This window comes from Streptomyces sp. NBC_01410, assembly GCF_045040195.1.
GTDB lineage: Bacteria > Actinomycetota > Actinomycetes > Streptomycetales > Streptomycetaceae > Streptomyces.
On the sequence record NZ_CP109530.1, the window covers coordinates 122,122 to 145,705 of the forward strand.

The 23,584-nt window shown below is 68.2% G+C and carries 14 protein-coding genes and 5 pseudogenes; 12 read left to right on the forward strand and 7 right to left on the reverse strand.

What is annotated here, in order from left to right:
- The first annotated feature begins 771 nt into the window (after positions 1 to 771).
- The 5 genes from OG741_RS00525 (at position 772) to OG741_RS00545 (ending at position 7,900) form a co-directional block, all read left to right on the forward strand.
- Entirely contained in the window at positions 772 to 2,115 is a 1,344-nt protein-coding gene (locus OG741_RS00525) for an MFS transporter (RefSeq protein ID WP_405593964.1), read from the forward strand.
- A complete protein-coding gene (locus OG741_RS00530; RefSeq protein WP_405593967.1) occupies positions 2,112 to 3,941 on the forward strand; it encodes an alpha/beta fold hydrolase in 1,830 nt (609 codons plus the stop codon). The genes OG741_RS00525 and OG741_RS00530 overlap by 4 nt, the downstream gene beginning before the upstream one ends.
- Before the next feature lie 329 nt (positions 3,942 to 4,270).
- On the forward strand, positions 4,271 to 6,238 hold the full coding sequence (locus OG741_RS00535; protein ID WP_405593969.1) for a RiPP maturation radical SAM C-methyltransferase: 1,968 nt from the start codon (positions 4,271 to 4,273) through the stop codon (positions 6,236 to 6,238).
- 25 nt (positions 6,239 to 6,263) lie between these two features.
- Positions 6,264 to 6,956, forward strand: coding sequence for a DUF5825 family protein (locus OG741_RS00540; protein ID WP_405593971.1), 693 nt, complete (start codon positions 6,264 to 6,266; stop codon positions 6,954 to 6,956).
- Positions 6,957 to 7,330: 374 nt separating this feature from the next.
- Positions 7,331 to 7,900: a hypothetical protein gene (locus OG741_RS00545; protein WP_405593973.1), complete on the forward strand. Its 570-nt coding sequence runs from the start codon at positions 7,331 to 7,333 to the stop codon at positions 7,898 to 7,900.
- Between the two features lie 688 nt (positions 7,901 to 8,588).
- Here OG741_RS00545 and OG741_RS00550 read toward each other — a convergent pair.
- Positions 8,589 to 8,714, reverse strand: a pseudogene (locus tag OG741_RS00550) (IS3 family transposase); the annotation flags it as partial.
- A gap of 67 nt (positions 8,715 to 8,781) precedes the next feature.
- A pseudogene (gene istA, locus OG741_RS00555) lies at positions 8,782 to 9,669 on the reverse strand (IS21 family transposase); the annotation flags it as partial.
- 96 nt (positions 9,670 to 9,765) lie between these two features.
- On the opposite strand from istA, the pseudogene OG741_RS00560 reads away from it, so the two are divergent.
- Positions 9,766 to 10,436 (forward strand): annotated as a pseudogene (locus tag OG741_RS00560) (transposase); the annotation flags it as partial.
- Between the two features lie 17 nt (positions 10,437 to 10,453).
- Here OG741_RS00560 and OG741_RS00565 read toward each other — a convergent pair.
- Together OG741_RS00565 and OG741_RS00570 are read right to left on the reverse strand one after the other, a co-directional pair.
- Positions 10,454 to 10,910: pseudogene (locus tag OG741_RS00565) on the reverse strand (IS110 family transposase).
- Positions 10,911 to 11,014: 104 nt separating this feature from the next.
- The gene (locus OG741_RS00570) at positions 11,015 to 14,947 is read right to left on the reverse strand and encodes an AAA family ATPase (protein WP_405593975.1); all 3,933 of its coding nucleotides are present in this window, start codon (positions 14,945 to 14,947) and stop codon (positions 11,015 to 11,017) included.
- Positions 14,948 to 15,388: 441 nt separating this feature from the next.
- On the opposite strand from OG741_RS00570, the gene OG741_RS00575 reads away from it, so the two are divergent.
- Complete coding sequence (locus tag OG741_RS00575; RefSeq protein WP_405593977.1) at positions 15,389 to 16,261, forward strand: RNA polymerase sigma factor; 873 nt, start codon at positions 15,389 to 15,391, stop codon at positions 16,259 to 16,261.
- 388 nt (positions 16,262 to 16,649) lie between these two features.
- Here OG741_RS00575 and OG741_RS00580 read toward each other — a convergent pair whose 3' ends face one another.
- Positions 16,650 to 16,907 (reverse strand): hypothetical protein, encoded by a 258-nt coding sequence (locus OG741_RS00580; RefSeq protein ID WP_405593980.1) that lies wholly within the window; start codon positions 16,905 to 16,907, stop codon positions 16,650 to 16,652.
- Between the two features lie 422 nt (positions 16,908 to 17,329).
- Between OG741_RS00580 and OG741_RS00585 the strand changes: the two genes are divergently transcribed.
- The 4 genes and pseudogenes from OG741_RS00585 to OG741_RS00600 form a co-directional block, all read left to right on the forward strand.
- On the forward strand, positions 17,330 to 18,820 hold the full coding sequence (locus OG741_RS00585) for a S8 family serine peptidase (protein ID WP_405593982.1): 1,491 nt from the start codon (positions 17,330 to 17,332) through the stop codon (positions 18,818 to 18,820).
- Positions 18,821 to 19,227: 407 nt separating this feature from the next.
- Positions 19,228 to 20,082, forward strand: a complete 855-nt coding sequence (locus OG741_RS00590; RefSeq protein ID WP_405593984.1) for a M12 family metallopeptidase — start codon at positions 19,228 to 19,230, stop codon at positions 20,080 to 20,082.
- A gap of 144 nt (positions 20,083 to 20,226) precedes the next feature.
- Positions 20,227 to 20,838: a hypothetical protein gene (locus OG741_RS00595; RefSeq protein ID WP_405593986.1), complete on the forward strand. Its 612-nt coding sequence runs from the start codon at positions 20,227 to 20,229 to the stop codon at positions 20,836 to 20,838.
- 370 nt (positions 20,839 to 21,208) lie between these two features.
- Positions 21,209 to 21,392: pseudogene (locus OG741_RS00600) on the forward strand (hypothetical protein); the annotation flags it as partial.
- Here the strand turns inward: OG741_RS00600 and OG741_RS00605 are convergent.
- Entirely contained in the window at positions 21,349 to 21,474 is a 126-nt protein-coding gene (locus OG741_RS00605; protein WP_405605994.1) for a hypothetical protein, read from the reverse strand. The pseudogene OG741_RS00600 and the gene OG741_RS00605 overlap by 44 nt on opposite strands.
- Positions 21,475 to 21,718: 244 nt before the next feature.
- Positions 21,719 to 22,593, reverse strand: a protein-coding gene (locus OG741_RS00610; RefSeq protein WP_405593854.1) for an IS5 family transposase whose coding sequence is annotated in 2 segments (ribosomal slippage) — positions 21,719 to 22,201 and positions 22,204 to 22,593 — 873 coding nt in all. Because the reading frame shifts where the segments join, the coding sequence is not laid out codon by codon here.
- A gap of 540 nt (positions 22,594 to 23,133) precedes the next feature.
- On the opposite strand from OG741_RS00610, the gene OG741_RS00615 reads away from it, so the two are divergent.
- Positions 23,134 to 23,577 carry a hypothetical protein gene (locus OG741_RS00615; RefSeq protein WP_405593988.1) on the forward strand — a complete coding sequence of 148 codons (444 nt, stop codon included), beginning with the start codon at positions 23,134 to 23,136 and terminating at the stop codon, positions 23,575 to 23,577.
- The last annotated feature ends 7 nt before the right edge of the window (positions 23,578 to 23,584 follow it).

Below are 23,584 nucleotides of genomic sequence, written 5' to 3' on the forward strand. Positions count from 1 at the left end.
GACCTCTCCTGCCCACGTGGCGCATCCGGATGGCGCCAGCTCGTCGCGCTTTTGATCTCAATCCTGCGGCGATGGCGATGTCCGCCGCGGCATCTCCGTACTCACCAGGAGCCGCCGCGCCTCGGCCACCCTGCTGGGCCCGGCCGTCCTCGCCGTCCGAGGCCACGTCAAACGATGACAGGCGCCAGCCCCAAAATTAGCGGGCAAGAGATACGCACTTGCGTCGTTGTGGGGCCGACGGTACGAGCGTATGCGGGCAGAAGCGGTCACTTCTGGCCAACCGCAGCCACAGGCGTCAGGGGCGGACACCCTGCCCATGTGGGATTCGCATGGGTCTGCGCCCGCGGCGGTCGCACAATACTCGCGGTGTTTGCGGAACTGAACTTCTGACAGTCGGTGAGAGATGGGCAGGGAGGCGGCACCAGGGGTGATTGCCGCAGTCCCGATGACGGCTCGGCCGTCCGGGCCGTCACCCGGTCCACCGCTGCACGGGGGGTGAGCCGACGCGAAGCGGAGTGAAGGAGTCGCCGCCATTGCGCACTCTTCCATGGCCCGACGCACGTAGGCATCGGCCTGTTTACCGTGTCACTGCGGTGTTCGACGGGGTCGCAGGTGGCCGATTCCGCGGTGGCCGGGACCCTTGCACCCCTTATTTCGACGTGGTTAAGCTCCGTTTGGTTTCATCTCCTGCACATTTTCTGCACACTTCGGCGTTCGTGATGTGCCTGCACGACGGTGCCGTTCGCCTGAAGCGACTCAAGGGGGCAGCGTGTGAACGGAGCTTCGGGGGCCGGCGCTTCCAGCGCCGACGACTTACACGCTTCAGCGTCCCGGTCTGCCCGGCACACACGGGACATCGTTGGTGGTCCAAGGTCCGGCGATGTCCGGCTGCTGTGGTCGGCCAATGCCTCCGACGCACTCGGCACACAGCTCTCGACCGTCGCCTTTCCCCTGTTGCTTCTGCACCTGGGCCACTCGCCGACGACCGTGGGACTTCTCGCGGGCATCAGCATGCTGGTGGTCCTTGTGTGCGGGCCGGTCGTCGCAGTCGCGGCGGACCGTGGTCTACGCAAACCGGTCATGGTCGCCTCTGCCGCTCTCGCGGCCGCTGCCATGGCAGTTGTGGCGGTGTCCGCGTCGACCGTCCGCCCGCCGCTCGGGCTGCTGGTGTCGGCGCTGCTGGTGGAGCGCGTGGCGACCGCCTGCTTCGAGTCGGCGGTCCGGGGCACTGTCGCGCTGGTGAGCGGGCCGGAGGCCGTGGTGCGGACGGTCACGGGTCTGGAGGCCGGTGACCGTGCGGCGCTCGTGATCGGTCCGGCACTTGGTGGAGTGCTGTACCAGGTCTCCCGCGCCCTGCCCTTCGCCGCCGATGCCGTCTCCTATCTCGTGACGGCCGTGTGTGTTCGCTGCATGCGATCGGACCTGCGCGCCGACGAGCCCTCGCCCGGCTCCGAGCACACAGGGACGGACGTACCGGGTCCGAGGAGCCGTACGCCCGCACGCCACGGGAGGGCATTCGCCCAGGAGGCGGCCGCTGGCATCGCGCTGGTGTGGTCGTCGTCCCGCCTGCGCCTCGTGCTCGTGTGGACGACAACGGTCAACACCGCTCTGGCCGCGCTGTACTTCACCGTTTTGTTCTCCCTCCAGCGCAACAGCGGGCCCGCCGCCATGGGGTTGGTGCTCGCACTGTCCGGCGCAGCAGGACTCGTCGGCGCCTTTACGGCCCCGGCCGTGGTGCGACGCCTGGGCGGCACGAGAACGCTGGTGGGAGTCACCTGGCTGACAGTGGTGCCGGCCTCGGCGGTCGCCTTCATGGCCGGTGCATGGGGGTATGGCATCTGTTTCGCGGCGTTGTGCCTGATCCTCGCACCGGCGACGGTGGTCGTGCAGTCCGCGGCCATCGCCGACACCCCGCCCCACCTACAAGCCAGAGCAGGGGCCGCCATCGCCATCGTGAACATCGCAGGAGCAGCCCTGGCGCCGGTAGTGGCGGGTGTGCTCGTCACCCACTCCGGCGCTTCCGCCACTCCGTTGGCCTGTGGCGTCTCCCTCACCCTGCTGGCCCTGCTCACCACCGCCCGTGGCAGACATCTGAAGACGGGGGCTGACCGATGACCGAGCCTCGACCGGCGAGCGCGTCACGCGTCACCACTCACGACACGACGTTACGCCGCGCTACCCGCTACCAGACGTACCGCAGCGAGCTGCCGGAGGTGTGCGCCACTGACGCCTCCCGCATGGCCTTCACGGCCGACGCCGACGGTCGGTGCGAGGTGTTCACCTGGGACGCCGTCTCCGGGGTCGCCCGCCAGGTCACCGACCGACCCCACGGCACCCTGCACAACGCCATCGACCGCGACGGCCACATCTGGTGGTTCGACGAGGACGCGGACGGTCTCGGACGCTGGCTCTTCCAGCCGTTCGCAGGAGGACCCGACATCCCCGGACTGGAAGGCGTGGAGCCGGGTGTACCCCGCGGCATCGGCCTTGACGACCGGGCAACCGTGGCCATGGCGATGGGCACGAGCAGGGGAACCACTGTCCACATAGGCCGGAGAGGCGGCCACGCCCGGCAGGTGACGCACCTCTACGGCATGGTGTCCCTCGCCGGAATCTCACCGAGCGGAGCCAATCTGGCGGTCGCCGGGTCAGCCGGCTCCGACCGCGCGGTCACCGTCATGTCACCCAGCGGGCGGATCCGGGCCGTTCTGCGGGGCTCTCGAACCGCGCACCTGTGGGCACGCGGCTTCTCCCCCATGGCGGACCGCGAGGAGCTGCTGCTCGTGCAGGAGCACCAGGGCCGCTACCGGCTCGCCGGCTGGCGGTCCGAAACCGGTTTCTTCGCCTACGACTGGTGTTCCTTCGACACGGAGATCACCGCCTCCTGGTATCCCGACCGTGCCCAGGTACTGATCCGACAGGACCGCCACGGCCGCACTCTGCTTCACCGTGCCGACCTTGAGGCCTGCAAGGTGGCCCCGGTTGCGACGCCTCCAGGCAGCCTCCTGGCCGCTGCAGCTCGGCCGGACGGCGATGTCCACTATCTGTGGTCCACCACCGCCGAACCTCCGCGTATGCAGTCGACGGCGGGCACACACCTGCCTCCATTGGGAACGGTCGCGCAGAGGGTACCCGGGCAGCATCGGGATCTGTGGACTCCCGGACCCGACGGCCCGGTCCATACCCTCCTGAGCCTGCCTGACGACGTCCTACCGGCGCCGGTCGTCTTCCTCGTGCACGGCGGCCCGGCAGATCACGATCGCGACGCCTACGACGGCGTGGTTCACTCCCTGGTGGGGTCGGGGTTCGCGGTCGCGCGGGTCAACTACCGCGGCTCCACCGGCTACGGTCCGCACTGGCGGCGCGCCTATTCGGCCGGCGTGGGGCTCACTCAGGTACAGGACCTCGCCGCCGTGCGCGCCGACCTGGTACGTCGCTCGCTGGTGCGCCCCGACGCGACCGCCTTGTGGGGCACTTCGTGGGGCGGCTACCTCACCCTCCTCGCGCTCGGGATCGACCCCGGCCTATGGCAGGCGGCCGTCGCGGTCAAGCCCATCGCCGACTGTGCCGCGGCCTACCGCACCAGCACCCCGGCCCTCCAGGCCCTCGATGAGCGGCTGTTCGGCGGCAACCCCGACGACATACCGGACATGTACGCACGCAGCTCTCCCATCCACTACGTCTCGCGGGTGCGGGCGCCCCTGCTTCTCGTGGCCGCCGAGCGCGACGAGAAGTGCCCGCCGGGGCAGGTGCGCGGCTATCTGTCGGCACTTGAGTGCGCGGGGGCACGCTACGAGGACATGTGGCTCGACACCGGGCACGACGGCTACGTCGGACACGACCACGTCGCGGTACTGCGCCGAGCCATCACCTTTCTGGACCGGGAACTGCGCGGGCGCCGGACCGACCGGCTCTCACCGGCCCCGCCCGCAGCACGGTGAACGCTGAGACGTCCCGCTCCGACCGGAGCGGGATCCCGGCCGCAGAGCAACCTGCCGCTGCCGCCGGGACAGGCACCACGGACCGCACAACGGAGAGGAGGCACGCCGTGCAGAAGGACGTCATCAACAACGACCCGCTCGCGGGTGACGAGGAAAACCGCAAGCCGAGCGTCGGGATCACCATCACGATCCCGTTCCGCAACGCCGAGGACACCGAAGAGGACTGAACGACACCGGCCGGCCCGGCTCGACGCCGGGCCGGCCGGTGCCCTCACCGAAGCCGGCAACCCGCCTCGCGCGGGTTGCGTTCATCCCGTCAAGGAGACTCTGTGCGCGTTCTGTTGGTCAATATGCCGTGGTCCCCGATCGACCTGCCCTCCCTTGCCCTCGGCATCCTCAAGCGCAGTGTCGACGAACGCGTCGCCGATGCCCGCGCCGAGGTGCTGCACGCCAACCTGGAGTTCACCGACTGGATCACTCACCGCACCGAGTTCACCGCCGACGACTACGAGTACTACGCCCTCTCTTCCTACTTCATGGGCTGCGGCGACTGGGTGTTCTCCTCGGCCCTCTACGACGACCCGGGCTGGAAGGAGGAGGAGTTCACCGAGGTGATGAGCGGCCGGCTGCGCAAGTCACGCATGAAGATGACTCAGGCGCTGCACCGTCAAGTACCGCAGTTCGTCGAGGACGTCGCACGCCGCATAGTGGCGTATGCGCCCGACGTGGTCGGCTTCACCTCCACCTTCCAGCAGAACACTGCCGCGCTGGCCGCCGCCAAACATGTCAAGCGGCTGGCACCGCACATCGTGACCGTTATGGGTGGCGCCAACTGCGACGCGGAGCAGGGAGCGGCGGTACACCGCAACTTCCCGTTCGTCGACTTCGTGATCCGCGGTGAGGGCGAAACGGCCTTTCCCCAGTTGGTGAACGCCCTTGCCGAGAGGCAGAGCGACCTTTCCGCCATCCCAGGCCTCTGCCATCGGGGAGCGGACGGAGCGAGCATCGTCAATGCCATGGCCACGGCTCCGTTGCCCCCGGCCCACATTCTCCCGCCCGACTACAGCGGCTACTTCGAATGCCTCGCGTCCTCCGTCGCCCGCAACTGGGTCGAGCCCAAGCTGGTGGTCGAGGGTGCGCGTGGGTGCTGGTGGGGCGAGAAGCATCACTGCACGTTCTGTGGGCTCAACGGGTCGTTCATGCAGTTCCGCAGTAAGAGCCCCGAGGTGTTCTACGACGAGATCATGGAGCTCGCCGAGCGGCACCGGGTGCTGGACATGTACGTCGTCGACAACATCCTCGACATGGGGTACCTCAACACCGTACTGCCGCGGATCATCGAGAGCGGTTACGACTTGCGCCTGCACATCGAGATCAAGGCGAACATGCGCAGATCTCAGCTCCGCACGCTTTCGGAGGCGGGGCTCATCTACGTCCAGCCAGGGATCGAGAGTCTCAACAACCGGGTGCTCGACCTGATGGACAAGGGGGTCAGCGGCTGCCAGAACGTCCGGATGCTCCGCGACGGCGCGGAGACCGGTCTGTCGGTGTCCTGGAATTACCTGCACGGCTTCCCCGGTGAGAGCACTGAGGACTACGCCCCCATCATCGAGCAGATCCCGGCGCTGGAACACCTCGATCCCCCGGTCGACATGTCGGCCCGCATCGCCATCGAACGGTTCAGTCCCTACTTCAACCGGCCCGAACTCGGCTTCGACGGCCTGAGGCCCGAGGCGCACTATCGCTTCACCTACGACCTGCCCGAAGAGGAACTCTACGACCTGGCTTATGTGTTCGAGGCCCCCGCACGCGGCATCGACGAATCCACTGTCACCGCGCTCAACGAGGCGCTCGCCGGCTGGAAAAAGCACCACGTCGACGCTCGCCTCACCCATGTCGACCTGGGCGATCGCATCGTGCTGGTCAGCCGACGACGGGCGTTCAGCTGGCGCACCATGGAACTGACCTCCCCCGTCGAGATCGTGCTCTTCCGCCTTCTCGACCAGCCGCACGCGCCGGCCGCCCTCACCCGCAAGGCGGCCGCGCGACTGTCCGGTGAAGCGCCCGGCCAGGATGAGGTCCAGATCGTCCTGGACCGGTGGACCGCACTGGGCCTGCTCTTCACGGACAGCGGCCAGTACGTGCACCTCGCCCCGGCCGCGGTCAACGAGGATCTGCTGCGACTCGACTTCATGCGCCACCTGCACACGGCGGAGGTGTTCGAGCCGTCCACGAGCCCGCCCGGAGACAGCGCCACCACCGCGGCCCAACAGGCACAGCCGTCTCTGATGGCCTGACCACGACCACCCGTCAGGAGGCCCCGTGAGCACCGCACTCCGTCCGACCCGCACCGATGACGCTCAACCGCCGACCGTCACCGCCTGGCGTGACTACGACCCGCATGCCAGCACATTGACCGGTATGTTCCTCGGCGAAGTCTCACTTCCCGGCCCCATCGGGCAGGCGAGCGAGCGGCTGTGGAACCTCGGCGCCCGGCGCATCGTCATGCCCGACGCCATCGATCTCACCCCCACGGCCAACGCCACAGAAGACGCCGCCCGGCAGGCAGTGCGGGGCCTCAGCCTCGTACGGGATCTCACCGCGCGTGCCATTCTGGTCGAATGGCGGCTGCGGCTCGACCGCGAGGACGAGGAGACCTGGAAACTCCTAAGCCACCTCCAGCCGCCTCAGGCAGTGGACGGCCCCGACCAGGCGGACGAGCAGCTGCTGTTCTGGCGGCACAGTCACTACTTGTGCAAGTGCCTGTGGCGCCAGGGCCCCGGCTTCATCCAGATCCGCGATCGCCGCTGGGGCGACCTGCGGCGCTTCACGTCCGACGAACCGCACTACCACGATGCGATCGCCGCCCTGGACTACGGCACCGTGGCATCGACCGTTCCCAAGAACGTCCTCGAGGACTTCGTGGGGGAACACCTGGTACTCACCGTGGGTGAGATCGCCTGGTGGCTTCCGTACCGGGTCAAGCGATGGATCCAAGAAGCGATGGCGATCTGAGCGCATCGCGTCGCTACGCTGCGGCAGGGTACGGTGCGCCTTCCACGGCTCGGTCCGGTGCGATGCGTGAGCTCGCTCGGCACACGATCCCGGAGAAGACCGACAGGAAAACCGCCCGTCTGCGCAAAGGCTCACGCGGCGGACGGCCACCCGGCTTTGACGAAGAGCGTTACAGGAGACGCAATTCCGTGGAACGAGCGATCAACCGACTCAAGCCGTTTCGAGCGGTGGCCACGCGGTACGACAAGCGCGGTTACGTCTTCCTCGGCACCGTCACCGCAGCGTCGCTTGCAATATGGCTCCGGTCCTGCCAAATGCGAGGCAGGTCAGAACCCGCTCGGGCCGGTCTGTGAGTGCCGTCTTATGGTTCCGGGATGAGTAACTCTGCTGCGGCTGCTGTCCTCACAACCGCCGACCTACCTGAAGCGATACGTGCGGTGCGTACTTTGCTGGGCATGGCAGACATCGGTCAGGGGGAGGTCGACTTCGAAGCCGTGATCAGGTCGCCGCATGTCCTGACGCCAGTACGTCAGGTACTGCCCGACCTCGAATGGTGGGCGTCGGCTGGCAAGGAGCACGGTTCGTCAGAGGTCGGCAACGACCCTGCAGACTGTCTGCCGATCCAAGTGTTCGACTGGGGTCGTCCGCTGGACCGCGCCGAGCCCTTCATCGCCGCTATGGGGCCAGATCCCGCGGCTGTTCGGTGGGATCTGGACGCATGGCCTGCGGTTCCCGAAGCGGGACTGGAGGCGATCTCGCAGAAGTACGCGTACCTCACGCTGACAGTGAATTCCCGGGACCTCTACCAGGACGAGCCGGTGCAGGATCACACCGTCCACGTGCACGTCCAGAACCGGAACGGCGACCAGATCGCCCGCGTCCATTGGCTCGCCGATCAAGTGGGTGGCCGGTTCACAGGCAGGGTGGAGTTGGCGCCTCTGTAATCCTCTAGATCGTGCCTAGAGGTCTGGAGCGCGCGCCGTGTTGGGCGGAATCACCAAACGTGCCCCCATCCGAGGGTAGTCTCCGGCTCCGCTGGTCGACCGGCAGATTCCTCAACACTTTGGCAGCCGGGCTCGCGGCCGGAGGCATGTCCGGAATCGGGGCCGGACTCATGGGTGGCCTCACGGCAGACTGGCGATCGGGATCGCGAACACACTCATCTTCGGGATCGGCCTCGGGCTCGTCAACGCACTCGGAACGCAGGCGCCTCGCCTGACCACCGCGACTCAACCCATCGCGCTTCTCGCCTCGGACCGCCGCGCCTTCATTATGCTCGGCCTTGCCCTCGGGTTCGTGCCGCACTCGTGGTCGGAATATCTTCGGGACCGGATTCGGGACCGGCATTGTCGGTGGCTTAGTATCCGGGCTCGGCTGCTGGATCGTGATCGGGCCAATGGCCGGACTCTTACAGACTGCCTGGCCGTACTTCGAGGTGGCCAGAATCTATCTCAAGCTACGCCGCGAGATCCCTCTCGACCTGATGACGTTTCTACAAGATGCTCACGAACGCCGCGGCGTACTGCGGCAGGCCGGGGCGGTCTATCAGTTCCGACACATCGATCTACAGCGCCACCTCGCCCAGTAGCCTTTGGGCTTGTTCCGCTTTGACGGACACCATCGGTGTGGTGTTCAGGCCGCGAGAGCGGCCTCGTAGTCGGCGGGACTGAGGTAGCCGAGGCTGCTGTGCAGCCGGTGCAGGTTGTACCAGCCTTCGATGAAGTCGAAGATCGCTGTGCGGGCTGCGGCCCGGCTGGGCCAGGCGGTGGTGTCGAGCAACTGGTGGCGAAGAACGACTCGGCGAGCGCGTTGTCTCAGCACCCGGCGGCGCGATCGGCGGAAGCGAGAGCATCCTTGAGCGGTCGGCGTCGATCCGGTCCGTCGGGCGGGCCTGCAAGGTCCGATGGATGCGCCGGTTGGCCTTGGCAAGCCAGTCGGCCAGCTGGATGTTGAAGTCCGCAGGCGAGGAGAACACCCGGCCGGGCAGGAACGAGGTTTCCAGATAACCGTTCGCCCGCTCGACCAGGCCCTTCGACTCCGGGTCGCGGGGCTTGCAGAGGACGAACTTGATGCCCAGCAGCCCGGCGAACGCAGAGAAGTCGTCGGTGAGTTGAGGACCACCAGACCGCCACGATCCGACGGCGCCCTCGTTGTCCCAGACCAGCACCCGCGGGCCGGCGCCGAGCTCGGTCAGCAGCCGCCAGTGCCCGGCGATCAGGTCGGCCCCGTTCCTCGACGGCAGCATCCTCGCGGTGATCCACCGTGAGTAAGCGGCCACGATCACCAGCACCGGCGGATGCCCGGTCTGCCCGAAACCGAGCGGGATCTCGGCCGGTGGGAACCACAGGTCGCATTGGCCGATCTCGCCCGCCTCATAGACGGTCCGCGACGCCGGATCGACGGGCCGATAGGCCGGCCGCAGTTCCCGGATCCGTTCCTTGAGTACGGTCAGGCCACGGTCCCAGCCGATCCGTTCTGCGATCACCGTCGCGGGCATCTCCGGCCACTGCTCGAGCAGTTCACGGACTTTCGGCTCGACGGCGTCCACGATCGAGCCCTTCGGCGCCCGCTGGTACTTCGGCGGCGCATCGTCCGCGATGGCCCTACGGACGGTGTTTCTTGAGATCCCCAGCTTCCTCGCGATCGCTCGCACCGGCATCTGCTCGGTCCGGTGAAGCCGGCGGATCTCCGCCCAATCCTCCACGCTGATCACCCATCCTCCCGGTCTGACTCAACGAGCCAGACCCTTGGAGGGGGTCAACTTTCAAGCGTCGCTACTGGTCCACTTTTCAGCCGTCGTCGACAATCACTGAGCGGTTGCCGTCGACGGATTGGCCAGGCGCTCTTCTCCCGCAAAGTGTTCAACGACGAAAACGAGATCCTCCAGCCCATCTCGGTCGCCTGCGAACCGGGTTTCGAAGTGCGCTGGGCCGTGGACATCTCCGGCCGGGCTTCCACACTCCTTCTGGCCTTGCTCATCGCACGTGGCCAGCAAGTCGTCTATGTCCCCGGTCGCACGGTGAACCGGATGTCCGGTGCCTACCGCGGCGAGGGCCAGACGCTCCGGGGCCCAAGGGGCCCGTCATCCTGCTGACGGAATACCAGACGCCCGCGGCGATCCGCAGGACCGGCGAGAAGCGGCTGGCCGCCCGGCTTGAACAGCGCGGGTTTTACGGTGCTGCCGCCGTCGCGGCCAAGGCAGTGGAGGCCGAGCTCCCAGGTGAGGGACGTGCAGGTCAGCTGGTTCGCGACCTCGCCCGTCAGCTTCTGTCCCTTGACGAGCGCATCAAGGAGAACGACCGGGAGATCCGCGAGACATTCCGCACGGACGAACGTGCTGAGATCATCGAATCCCTGCCCGGCATGGGCCCGGTCCTGGGCGCCGAGCGGCTCGTGAAACCAGGCCGGCCCCTTATTCGTCAGACTGAGGGCCCGCTCCAACGCCGGGCAGGGTCTCCAGGAGTTGCTCGCGAAGCCGGTTGATCTGGCGGGTGCGGTCATTGACGAGGTCGGTACGCCGAGACCAATATCTTGAGGTAGACGGCTATCTCATCACCGGGCCGAAGCACGCCGAAGTCCTTGCGCATGCGGGCCTGGTCGACGATGACGAAGGCGTCCTTGGCGTTCGTCTTGCCTTGGCCGCGGTAGGCGGCCGAAGCCTGGTGAACGGCGAGGCCGGAGGCAGACCATCGGCTGGTCGTGGCCGAGCAGCAGGCCGATGAGGAGGGCGGCACCGCCGTGGTTGATGTCCACCGCCCACAACGCGTCCTCCGAGAGTGCGAGTACGTCGCCGATCAGCTCCAGCAGCGCGGGCTCGTCGTTCAGGACCTGGCGCGACAGCAGGCGTTCGCCGTGCGCGTCGATCACAAGGCAGTGGTGGTGTTCCTTGCCGATATCCACCCCGGCCCAGATCTCGGGCACAGTCACCTCCGCCAGCTCGTCGTCCAACAGCACTCCAGAACCCCTGGGCCGACGATCCTACGAATGATCGCCTGTGACCCACGCTTGGAAGGTAGGACAAGCTGAAGGCGAATACCGTCTGCACGTTCCGGCAGGGCTCAGGAGGGGCACACCCGGCCAGGCGACTGTCCGGCAAGGTACTCGGAGCGTTCTTTCGCGGTGAGATCTCGGCCAACGACCTGGCAGATCCTTCGGATCGCTTCGGCCTGGTCAGGCATGTCTGCATTCCACAGCCGCGCCGTGCCGTCTTCGCTGCTGGTGGCGAGGGTGCGCCCATCGGGGCTGAACGCCACCGACCAGACAGCGTCTGTGTGGTCGATGAGGGTGGTGCGGGTGCGGCCCGTGGTGGTGTCCCACAACCGCGCCGTGCCGTCGAAGCTGGCGGTGGCGAGAGTGTGCCCATCGGGGCTGAACGCCACAGAATTCACGGCGTCTGTGTGGCTGGTGAGGGTGGTGCGGGTGCGGCCGGTGGTGGCGTCCCACAGTCGGGCCGTGTTGTCTTCGCTGGCGGTAGCGAGGGTGCGCCCATCGGGGCTGAACGCCACCATATTCACCCAGGCGTTGTGGCCGGTGAAGGTGGTGCGGGTGCGGCCGGTGGTGGCGTCCCACAACCGCACCGTTTCATCTGAGCTGGCGGTAGCGAGGGTGCGCCCATCGGGGCTGAACGCCACCGACCAGACAGCGTCCTTGTGGCCGGTGAGGGTGCTACGGATGCGGCCGGTGGCGTCCCACAACCGCACCGTGCCGTCTTCGCCGGCGGTAGCGAGCGTGCGCCCATCGGGGCTGAACACCACCGCCCCCACGGCGCCTTTGTGGCCGGTGAGGGTGCTACGGATGCGGCCGGTGGTGGCCTCCCACAACCGCACCGTTTCATCTGAGCTGGCGGTAGCGAGGGTGCCCCCATCGGGGCTGAACACCACCGAATACACGGTGTCCTTGTGGCCGGTGAGGGTTTTGCGGGTGCGGCCCGTGGTGGCGTCCCACAACCGGGCCGTGCCGTCGGCGCTGGCGGTAGCGAGGGTGCGCCCATCGGGGCTGAACGCCACCGACCCCACGGCGTCCTTGTGGCCGGTGAGGGTGCTACGGGTGCGTTCAGCAGTGTCCCACAGCCGCGCCGTGCCGTCTTCGCTGGCGGTGGCGAGAGTGCGCCCATCGGGGCTGAACGCCACCGAATACACGGTGTCCTTGTGGCCGGTGAGGGTTTTGCGGGTGCGGCCCGTGGTGGCGTCCCACAGCCGCGCCGTGCCGTCTTCGCCGGCGGTGGCGAGAGTGCGCCCATCGGGGCTGAACGCCACCCACCTCAGGTCTGTGTTGCTGGTGAGGGTGGTGCGGGTGAGGCCGGTGATGGTGTCCCACAACCGCACCGTGTCGTCGAAGCTGGCGGTGGCGACGGTGCGCCCATCGGGGCTGAACGCCACATAATTCACCCAATCTTTGTGGCTGGTGAGGGTGGTGCGGGTGAGGCCGGTGGTGGTGTCCCACAACCGCACCGTGCTGTCCTTGCTGGCGGTGGCGAGGGTACGCCCATCGGGGCTGAACGCCACCGACCCTACGGCGTCCTTGTGGCCGGTGAGAGTTTTGCGGGTGCGGCCTGTGGTGAGGTCCCACAGCCGTACCGTTTTGTCTTCGCTGCTGGTGGCGAGGGTGCGCCCATCGGGGCTGAACGCCACTGAAAACACGGTGTCCTTGTGGCCGGTGAGGGTGGTACGGGTGCGGCCTGTGGTGAGGTCCCACAGCCGTACCGTTTTGTCTTCGCTGCTGGTGGCGAGGGTGCGCCCATCGGGGCTGAACGCCACCTGATACACGGTGTCCTTGTGGCCGGTGAGGGTTTTGCGGGTGCGGCCTGTGGTGGCGTCCCACAGCCGCGCCGTGCCGTCTTTGCTGGCGGTCGCGATAGTGCGCCCATCACGACTGAACGCCACCGAAAACACGATGTCCTCGTGTCCGGTGAGGCGGCGGTGGAGGGGGAGTTCTGCTGCCGCATAAAGGCTGGCGGTTGCTTCGGTGGTGACGCTGGTCCGGTAGGCGTGGACGGCCAGTAGGGAAGCCACGTCGGGGTTGGTGTCGATGAGCGCGTCGGACCGGGCGGCGAGTTGCTTGGACAGCGCCTGTTCTTGGGCGGTGAGTGCGGTTTCGCGTTGTCGGTAGGCCAGTGAGGCGGCGGCCATGGCGAGGACGAGCAGGATGGTGAGGGCTGTGGTGAAGGCTTGTCGTCGACGGGTGGTGCGGGTCTCGGCTTTGACGCTTGCGTCGAGGAAGTCCTCTTCCTGCTGGGCGAGGGTGGGGTAGCGGTCGGGGTCGGTGTTCCAGTGCTGTCGGGCGTTGGTGACCGCGGTGAGGCGTTGTCCCCGGTAGAGGTACGAGGCGTCGTGGTGGTTGCCGGCCCAGTCGGCGGCGTCCTCGGCCAGCTGGCTGTACAGGGCGCGGTTGGCCGGGTCGTCCTCGAGCCAGCCGCGCAAGCGTCCCCAGGCGTGCAGCAGGGTGTCGTGGGTGATCTGCGCGGTGTTCTCGCCCACCACGATCAGGCGTTGGGCGGCGAAGGCCTCCACGACGTCCTGAACCTCGGAGGCGGCGTCGTCGTGCCGGTAGGGCATGGGGCGGCGGACGGCCTGCCCGTCAGAGGTGATCCTGGTGAGGCGGAGGAACACTTGGCGGGCTGCGGCCTGCTGAGCGGGGGTGAGGTCGCTGTAGACGGCTTCGGCGCTGGTCTGGATGGCGTGGGCGACACCGCCGGACAGCTCGTAGCCGCGGCTGGTCAGCTCGTTGCCTTCGCGGTGCTGCCAGGTGACGCGCATGGCCTCCGACAGCAGCGGCAGCGCCCCCACCTCGTACCCGCCGTCGGTTAAGGAGGCCGGCAGTTCGGCGAGGATGGCGTCGACCAGGGAGGGCGCGATCTGCAGGCCCGCGCGTTCGGCAGGTCCGGTGATGGTCAGCCGCATTTGAGGCGCGGTCATCGGCCCGACCAGGAACAGTCCGTCGGTTGCCGCCTCGGCCAGCTCGGGGTAGGCCGCGCAGGCGGGCAGGAAATCGGAGCGGATCACCGCGATGACCAACGCGGCCGGCTCCCCGTCCGGCCCGCACGGCAAGGTGGCCGCTGCGTGCAGAGCCGCGATCACATCCGCGCGCTGCCGCTCCGCCGAATCAACGGAACCGGGGCCGGAGCTGGGACCGGAGTCGGGTTGGGGGGCGCCGGGGAGGGTGAACAGCTGCTCCAACGGGTCGACCACCAGCACCAGCCGGTCACCTGTGCTGCCCGCCGTCGTCTGTGCGGTGGCCGCGTGGGCGTCCACCACGTCCCGCACCACCGTGTGCGCCCGCTCCGGGGCGCTCTCAAGGGCCGCACGGATGCCTGCGGGATCACGCCCGGCGACCTTGGCCAGCGCCCGCGCCAGCTCATCGCGAGGCTGAGAGGTGGGATGCATCACCGCAACCGGCCACTGAGCCGACTCCGCACTGAGCGCGCCGTCGGCGAGCGCGGGCAGCAGGCCGGCGCGCACCAGTGAGGACTTGCCCGCGCCCGAGGCCCCGCTCACTATCAAGATCCCGGGCCGGTCCAACCGGTCGGCGAGGGTGTGCACCAGCTGCGCGGTCAGCTTCTCCCGCCCGTAGAACACCTCCGTCTGCTCCTGCCCGAACGGCGCCAAACCCAAATACGGGCACTCAGACTCCCACCGGCCGGAAGCGGACGTCTGCCCGGCCCGCTCTTCCTGCCCGGCCGACTGCTCCGTGAAGGTCTCGGGATCGGGCGGGGACGAGCGAGCGGCCCGCAGCCACCGCCGCCACTGCTCCTCATCCAGCAGCCCCGGACTGACCTCATCTTCAGGCACCCGGCGACCGCGGCAGTGCTCGACCAGCACCCGAATCAGTACAAGGAACGCAATCTCCGAATCGGGCAGATGCCGACCGCGCTTCCAGTCACTGACCCTGCGCCCCGAGACCGGCCGGCCCCGGCCGGCCGGCCGCCGCCGGTTGGCCTCGGCCACGGCACTCTTCAGCGGAAGATCCGCCGTCAGCTCCAGCAGCTCACCCAACCGGTCAGCGAACAACCGCCGCGGTAACGGCTCCACACTCCCCATAGCTCCCCCTAGCACAAACGGCGTCCGGACCGGTCCGGACCGGAAAGCCACCGTAGGAACACCACCAGCCCCTACGCCCCCACCGTGACGAAACTGATGCGCGCTGTTACGCGATCGATGGCTCAATCTGCATGCACCGGCTGCAGCCTCCGCACGGCTCCGGTGCGCACCGACCGCCGCAACGGCACCGGCCGCAACACACCCCATCCAGCCGCCGCAGCGACACCAGCCACGGGAGAGAACCGTCATGCGCGCTCCTCCGCACCCGCGCTTTGTGGCTGTCCTGGCCGCTGCACCCATCGCCCTGGTGAACACCGGCTGCCGGCCCAAGGACACGCCCGCCGACCTGGCTTGGTGCCCCAACCACTCCGCCTATTCGAAAGGCCTTGGTGACGCATGCCTGTTGATAGCGCTGTCTCCCAGTCCGACGCCGAACTCACCGCTGTACTCAGGGCGTTAGCGTCCGACGCCCCAGTGGAGGAGCTGTACCGGCGACACCGTACGGCGGTTCTTTCCTACGCTCGTAAGTGCTGCCGTGATCCGCACACTGCCGAGGACCTGGTTTCGGAAGCCTTCGCCCGCACGCTGCAGGCGGTGCGGTCCGGCGGCGGTCCGGAAGCCGCCTGGCGCCCGTACCTGCGCACCGTCGTCCGCCGCATCGCCGTCGACTGGGCGGGCACGGCCCGCCGTACCGAGCTCTCAGCCGACTTCGAACACTGGCTCGCCAACCTGCCCGACACCCCCCAGACGGAGAGCGGCGAGGAACGGATACTGCGCCTGGAGGACAACAGCCTTGTCCTGCGCGCGTTCAGCTCGCTACCCGAGCGGTGGCAGGCCGTCTTATGGCACACCATCGTCGAGGAGAAACCCGCCACACAGGTCGGCCCGCTGCTGGGTGTGGGCGCGAGCGGTGTCGGCTCGCTGGCGTCCCGGGCCAGGGAAGGGCTGCGCGAGGCCTACCTGGCCGCGCATGCCGAGAGTGCCTCCGTGAGCGAGGAGTGCCGCCACTACGGCTCCCTGCTCGGGGCCGTCGTGCGCCGCACCGGCCGCAGGCCGAACAAGGACCTCGACCGGCACCTCGCGCAGTGCGCGCACTGCCGCAGCGCGCTGATCGACTTCACCGACATCAACCAACGACTGGGCTCGGCACTGCCGGCCGGTCCTGCTGCGGGGCGGCTCAGCGTACGTGGCGACCCAATGGCCGACGCCCGGGCGAGCGCCGCTGAGGCGGCGACGCCACCCGGCACACGGCACCGCGGTACCGGGTAGTGGCCACCGGTCACGGGCTCCCCAACCCACATGTGCACCGTCGCCGGCTGCGTGATCGCCACCGTCGGGATTGCCCTCCTCATCCTGGCGACACCGTTCCGTGGCCACGGCAAGGGTTCCCGGCCCTTGCAGGCATACCAAGTCGCCTCAGACGTTCACCGAGTATCCGCCGCCTGCCGCGGTCACGGCAGTCGAGAAACCGGGCGCCGGGCGAAGATCTCTACCAGCGTTCGTCACCTGGTCGGGCACCTTCGGCAACGCGGGAAGCACCACCCAGTGCGTCGAGCCTGCTGGCACGGCAGCCGTCCAGAAATCGTGCGACGGAAGCAAGGACCAAATCTGGGAGGCAGTGTCGTTCAAGGAGAAGCCGAACTAAGAGGGCATTCCATCACTCTTCGGGGCGTGTTGACTGACTCGCCTGGTTCGTTTCGCCGGGTTGGTGCAGATTCTCCGAGTTCGCGGTGTTGTTGGCCCCAGGACCACCACCGCGATCGGTGCCGTCACCCTCGCCGCTTTCACCTTCCAGCCCGGGGCGACCAACGCCGCCCCGGTGCCCGAGGATGTGGCTCGCGTTGTGCAGCTCGTCAACATCGAGCGCAGCAAGGCCGGGTGCGCACCAGCGACCGTGAACGAATTCGCTGACCACGGCCGCGCAGGATCATAGCGACGACATGGCGGGCTCACGAGAACATGACGGTCCGGACCGGACCGGAAAACCCTCCGCAGGACCGCCACCTGGGGCAACACCTCTGCTGCGACACAACCGAGACGCGCTCTTACGCAATTTGGTGGCTCAATCAGCAGGCACCGGCCTGGTTCCGATCGCAACGGCACCGGCCCCACGGCACCCATCCCGCCCGGGTGCGAACACAAACCCGCTCGGTGCCGTCGCCGGTTCATCCCCACGGTCGTCATGGGCAGCCAGCCGCGTCCCACTGGGCGGTCGTCGATCCGGTGGGACATCACCCCCACACGACCCGGCTTTCGGCCTATCACCGGAATCCGGTCGACTCGAAAGGGAACCACGTGAACGGCACACACCGAAAAACTCGGCACGGACGAATACTTGTGGCCTCCGCCCTGGGCGTCACGCTTCTCGGCGGCGCGGCCGTGGCCAACGCCATAGCGGGGCAGGAGTCTTCTTCGGCAGCTCCCAGCGTGCCTGCGGCACCGAAGGCCGCGCCGGCGGCTGGGCAGTCCGACGCTCTGATCGTCGGCTACAAGCCGAAGGCGCCCGGGGCGCGTTCGGACACGGCGGTACGCCAGGACACCAAGGCGGTGGCTGCGCAGGCCGAGGAGAAGCTGTCGTTCGACCGCCGTCTGGGCACTGGCGCGGTGCTGGTGGACCTGGGTGGAGAACAGCCGGCCAAGGACGTCGCCGAGGTGATGGATCAGTTCCGGGCCGACCCGGACGTGGCGTTCGTCGTCCCGGACCGCACGGTGCGGGCCGCGGCCGTCGCCTCACCCAGCAACCCCAACGACCCGCGCCTGGGCGAGCAGTGGGACCTGACCGAGGCCCGAGCGGGCATGAATGTGCCTGACGCATGGCGTACGTCCACCGGCCGGGGGGTGACGATCGCGGTCCTTGACACAGGTAGCGCCCCGCACTCCGACCTGGCCGCCAACACCGTCGCCGGGTACGACTTCATCACCGACGCGTTCACGGCGAAGGACGGCGGAGGCCGCGACAACGACGCCTCCGACCCGGGCGACGCCAGCAAGGCAGGTGACTGCAAGGACGCCCTGGGGAGGCCCTTGCCGGCGGCGCGCTCCTCTTGGCATGGCACCCACGTGGCGGGCACCGTGGCCGCCGTGGCCGACAACGGCAAGGGTGTCGTGGGCGTCGCACACGGCGCGAAGGTGCAGCCGGTGCGGGTGCTGGGCCGCTGCGGCGGGTCGACCTCCGACATCGTCGACGCCATCACCTGGGCCTCCGGCGGAGCCGTCGCCGGCGTACCCGCCAACGGGACCCCGGCACAGGTCATCAACATGAGTCTGGGCGGCGGGGGAGCCTGCGACCCTGCTACGCAGGGCGCCATCGACAGTGCCGTCCAGCGCGGCACCACCGTCGTCGTGGCCGCCGGCAACGAAAACAGCGATGCCGCCAGTTCCTCCCCTGCCAGCTGCAACAACGTCATCACCGTCGCTGCCACCAACCGCGCCGGCGACAAGGCCGGATACTCCAACTTCGGCAATGCCGTGGACATCTCGGCGCCCGGCGGTGTGACAAACCGGAATCCCGCCGCCCTCGACGGCATCCTGTCCACCCTGAACTCCGGCGCCGACGCGCCCGCCGCCGAGACCTTCGCGTTCTACGAGGGCACCAGCATGGCCGCCCCGCACATCGCCGGCCTCGCCGCCCTGCTGAAGGCTGCCATGCCCGCGCTCACGCCCGCCGAGCTCGAGAGGGCTATGAAGGACAACGCGCGCCCTCTGCCCGGCACGTGTGCGGGCGGTTGCGGCAGCGGGCTCGCCGACGCCGCCAGGACCGTCGCCAACGTCGCCGGGGGCGCCACTCCCCCAGAGGATCCGGCGTCGCCGCCGGCAGAAGACGAGTAGCCGGCGCACGCTCCGCGCAGGATGCGGCGTCCCCGTTGGCTGGGGACGAGTCTCGACCGCAGCCCTGCCCCGGAGACGGTTCTGCCGGGGTAGCTCCCCCGCGAATTAAGCGCGTACCCGTGTTTCGGCGCTACGGATAGGCAACTCCAGTTCGCTGTACCTAGGTTCGCTGCACTGCCGGTGCGCGGCCCGAGCCTCGCGGCGGCCGGTGATGGCGGTGGCCTGACGGATAGTGCCCTCAACTCCGGCGCGCGTCAGGCGAAGTCACCTTCAGTCCTTGGGAACGTCTCGCACCCCAAACCCCCCACAATGAAAGGTCCTCGAAAATGCACATACGTCGACTCGCCGGACTCGCCGGAGCCACGGCAGCCTCGGCGCTGGCCGTCGCGGCCCTCGCCGCTCCGGCGGTGGCCGGTCAGGACGCGCCGGCCCGTCCTCACGAAGACAGCCGAGCACAGCAAGCCACCACGCACAAGGCGACCCCCTCCGGCACAACAATCGGCAGCGACCAGCTCCGGTCGGGGCCAGTCGCAGGCACCGCGCTGGTGGACGGCAAGCGCCTCCAGTACGCCGATGTGGACGGGACGGCGATCGTCGAAGGGGACATCGTGCTCGGCACCGTGCAGGAGATGAAAGCGCGGGCTGCCAAGCCGGGGCTCAAGTCCATCGGGATCCCGGGCCAACAGCGCCGCTGGCCGAACGCGACCGTGCCCTTCGAGATCGATCCTGCCCTCCCCAACCAGCAGCGCGTCACGGACGCCATCGCCCATTGGCAATCCCGAACCCGCATCCGGTTCGTGGCGCGGACAGCCGCCAACGCCGCACAGTTCCCGGATTTCGTGCGCTTCGTCCCGGGCGGCGGGTGTACTTCGCAAGTCGGCCGACGGGGCGGCAGCCAGGCCATCAATCTGGCTCCCGGCTGCACCACCGGCAGCACCATCCACGAGATCGGCCACGCGGTGGGCCTGTGGCACGAGCAGAGCCGAGAAGACCGCGATCAGCACGTCGTGATCAATCACGCGAACATCATCCCGGCCATGCGGCACAACTTCGATCAGAACATTGCCGATGGCGACGACCAGGGACCGTACGACTTCGGCTCGATCATGCACTACCCGGCCTTCAACTCATTCGCGATCAACCCGAATCTGCCGACCATCATCCCGCGCCGCCCGCTGCCTCCCGGCGTGGTGATGGGCCAGACAACAGGGCTGTCGCAGGGCGACATCGACGGGGTGCGGTTGATGTACCCGGCAAATTAGAGCGTGACCTGTGCGGTGAGGCGGGCTAACCCATCCGCAGCACCCCGCAGCAAAATCCCATCTGCCCACACTCCGCCCTGCTCTGGCGGCCGCCAGAGCAGGGCGGGCACCCAGCGCCCATCGACCCGGAAGGCGAGGACACTGATGGCGGAGGTCTCGGCCGGCAACCCGTGCCCCTTTCTGCGTGCCCTGGTGGCACACGACTACATGTCCGATGACGTGGAACCGCTGCCGGTGGTGGGCCGCACGCTCGCGCGGGTCGCTGCCACCGGCGACGGCTCCCCCGCCCTGCCTGCGAGGGTGGTGCGGCTGATCGCGCTGATCGCCAACGGTCTCACCCCCGCCCAACTGCTCCGCAACGCCCGGCACGGCGTGCGGCTGAACGCGCTGCGTGGCGGCCCCCTGGACAAACGCGGGTCGGGCTCGCGCATCCTCGATCAGCAGGCCAACGGCGACCAGAGCGAGCTCGACCAGCTGGACACCTTCGCCAGCAACAAACAACGGCCCGACGGCGGAACCGAGCGCGGCCTCGACCTCGCCGAGATCACCCGATACATGGAGGCGAACTACGCGCGGGCCCGAGGCCACCGCCGGGTCATCGACCGCAAACTCATGGACTTCGAATTCCCAGCGCTCCTGACGGTGATCGGCCGTGACGGCCCCCAGGGCCGCTACCTGTCCCTCGACGACGTACGCCGTCTGTTTATCGAGCTGAGGCTGCCTCAAAGAATGCTCGACCGCCTCAACCACCGCTGACAGTGCCCGTTTCTGAACCGGTAGATCGTCGGGAGGCGACACTCAATAAGGGCGGCCGGAGCCAGTTCAGTTGGCTCCGACCGCCCTTATCGCGCTGTTCTCAGCGGTCAGCTCTGACACAGGACGTCACGCAGTTGGGTTCCGCCACATACGCCTGCAGGTCGTTGCGAAGCTCTCCGGGATCCCACCGGCTTCCGCCAGCAGCCGCAGCAGTCCGTCCGGCGTTGCGTGACCTGCGAATTCCGCAAGCTGCCAGCCGTTGTTGCGGGTGAGGGGCCCAGCAGGCCGCGCACATAGTCGCGCATCCGCCGCCGAAGCTCGACGCGCAAGAACCTCCCGCCAACACGGAGGAACAGCTCTTCAAGTTCCGCGGCTCGATCAAGGCCCGCTGACCGGCCAGGAGATGGCCGCGGGCTTCGGCATGGACGTGGTGCCGGCGCGGGTGGAGGCACTGCGGTCGAAGGCGAAACGCCTGGTCGCGCGTGGCTGGCTGGCCGAGCCCGGGCCGGTTCACGCTCCCTGAGGTCGTGGCCGGGCCAGGCGGCGGGTCATGAGCAGAATCATCGACCAGTAGACCATCGCCTCGGCGCTTGTGGTGCGGTGCTCGAAGTCGCGCGCAAGACGGCGGGTACGCATCAGGTGGGCGAAAACCGTTCCACAATCCGCCGCTCCACCTGCCTCTCAACCTTGGCACGGACCCTGCAAGCCCTTCTCCAGCCCCCAGCCTCGGCACAGGCAGCTGACTCCCTGCGAGGCGACCGCGGCCCCGGCCTGGCTACCGCTGCGGGCAGCTCCCGCAGTTAAGCACGTACCCGTAAATCGCCACTACGGATAGTCAACGACCTCACCCCGCAACTAGGGTCTGTTGTGAAAGTGCTGGTCATAGCCATTCGTTGATGGCTGCGACCAGCACGGTGGCTTCGTAGCGGACGGCGAGTTTGTCGTACCTCGTTGCCACTGCGCGATGTCTCTTGAGGCGGTTGATGCCGCACTCGACCGCGTGGCGTTGTTTGTAGTCTTCGCGGTCGAACCTCGGTGGTCTGCCTCCGCGGGAGCCGAGGTTCTTGCGGTTGCGGATCTGGTCCGCTTTCTCCGGGATGGTGCAGGCGATCCGGCGTTCGTGCAGGTAGGCGCGGTTGGCGCGGGATCCGTAGGCCTTGTCGCCCCGGACCTTGTCAGGTCTGGTTCGCGGCCGGCCGGGGCCTTGTCGGGGTACTCGGATCTTCTCCAGGACCGGGCGAAGGTAGGGACTGTCGTGCCGGTGGCCGGCGGTGATGAGCAGTGACAGTGGTTTCTGTCCCTGCTCGGTGGCGAGGTGGATTTTCGTGGTCAGACCGCCGCGGGAACGTCCGAGGCCGTGGTCGTCGGGTTCGGTGACGAAGCCGCCGGGCGGTTCCTTTTGAAGGTCCCCTTTTTACGTGCCCCGGCGGCGTGCTGATGAGCGCGGCAGACCGTGGAGTCCACGCTGACGTCCCACGTGATCAGGCCCTTCGCATCGGCATCGGCCTGCAGTTGCTCCAGAATCCGGTGCCAGGTGCCGTTTCGCTGCCACCGGCGGAACAGGTCGTACACCCGGTCCCACGGCCCGTACCGCTCGGGCACATCCCGCCATGGCGTTCCCGCCCGGGTCCGCCACCGTATGCCGTCTATGAGCTGCCGTCTGGTCCATACCGGCGGCCTCCCGGCCTTCTTGCCGATCGGCAGCAGCGGCTCCAGCCGCGACCACTGTGCATCCGTCAGATCTCCACGCGCCACAACGCATGATCATCACCGATCAAGATCCACTTTCGCAACAGACCCTAGGTTCGTTGCAGCTTCGGGACCCGAGCCTCGCACGGTGCCGAGGCGGAGTCCTCGGCCACCGCGCCCACGCGCCTACGTGGCGCGTGCGACCGCGCCTGGAGGCCCAGGTGCGGAATGTATCCGCTCGGTGTGAAACGGCTAGCCCTCAGAATGACCGCAGTGGGCGGCCGACCGTCGGCTCCGGGCCGGTACACCACCTGCACGCGACCGGCTTCGGCATGGCCGGATCCGGCCTGCTCGACTCGAAGGGAATCAGTGTGATCGGCGCACGCCGAACATCCCGTAGCGGAAACCGTGTGGCCGCCGCGCCGGGCACCACACTCCTCGGCGTTGGTGCTGTGGTCGCTGACAAGGCGAGGGAGGAAACGCCCGCACCCCTGGCGTCCAGCGCGCCCACGCTGGCTAAGGCCACGCAGGCGGCGGACGAGCTGCCCGACAGCCTGATCGTCGGCGGCAAGCCAAAGGCACCCGATGAGCGTTCGGACAAGTTCTGTGCGCGAGAACACCAAGGCCATGGCTGCGCAGGCCAACGAGGAGCTGTCCTACGAACGTTGCCTGGGCAGGGACGCCGTGCTGCTCGATCTGGGCGAAGTGCAGCCGCCAAGGAAGGCGCCGCTTTCATGGACCGATTCCGAGCTGGCCGGGAGGCGGCAGCCGGCATCGACGGCCTTGAGACATCCGCCCGCCGTGGGCATGAACGTGCCTGACGCCTGGCGCACGTTCGCCAGCGGAGGGGCGACGGTCGCCGCCCCGGACACCGCTTCCGCCGAGCACACCGACCTGGTCACTCACAACCTGCGCCGAAATCGCGAAGGAAATTGCTCCGGGACCGGACGGCTGGGCCGCGCCGGCCAACGCCATCGGCAGGGGCAAGGCAAGCAGGAGTCAGTACGGGCCTCGGCGCCTGCCTTGACGGCACGTGTGAGGTCGAAGTGACGAGCGC